This is a genomic window from Burkholderia sp. Bp9142 (genome assembly GCF_003853415.1).
Taxonomy (GTDB): domain Bacteria; phylum Pseudomonadota; class Gammaproteobacteria; order Burkholderiales; family Burkholderiaceae; genus Burkholderia.
The window spans coordinates 1-397 of sequence record NZ_QTPP01000117.1; the positions used below are offsets into that span (position 1 = coordinate 1).

The 397-nt window shown below is 65.5% G+C and carries 1 protein-coding gene; it reads left to right on the top strand.

Features of this window, described 5'->3' with window-relative positions; translation table 11 throughout:
- Positions 1-397, top strand: a 397-nt coding sequence (locus DIE22_RS37915) for an RHS repeat domain-containing protein (protein WP_148093224.1), incomplete at both ends; no start/stop codon positions are given.

Below are 397 nucleotides of genomic sequence, written 5' to 3' on the forward strand. Positions count from 1 at the left end.
GGACGCGTGCTGCAGCAGACGATCCAGCGGTCGACGTCGCCCGCGCCGCTTGCCGAGCGGCGGTATCGCTATGACGCAGTCGGGCAATTGTCGCGGATCGAGGACAGCCGCAAGGGCGGGACGGACTACCGATACGATCCGATCGGGCGGTTGATCGAAGCGATCAGTCCGGTCGCGAAGGAGCGGTTTGCGTTTGATCCGGCGAGCAACATCATCGATCCGGTGAGGTCCACAGAGACGCCTGCATCCCGTCCGAGCCTGGTGCGGCCGGAAAGCACGTTGCCAGTGGAGGTGCCGAAGGTGCTGGGCAACCTGCTGAAGGCGTATGCGGGGATGCACTTCGAGTACGACGCACGCGGAAATCTGGTGCGCAAGCGTACGCCGGCGGGGGAGCAGG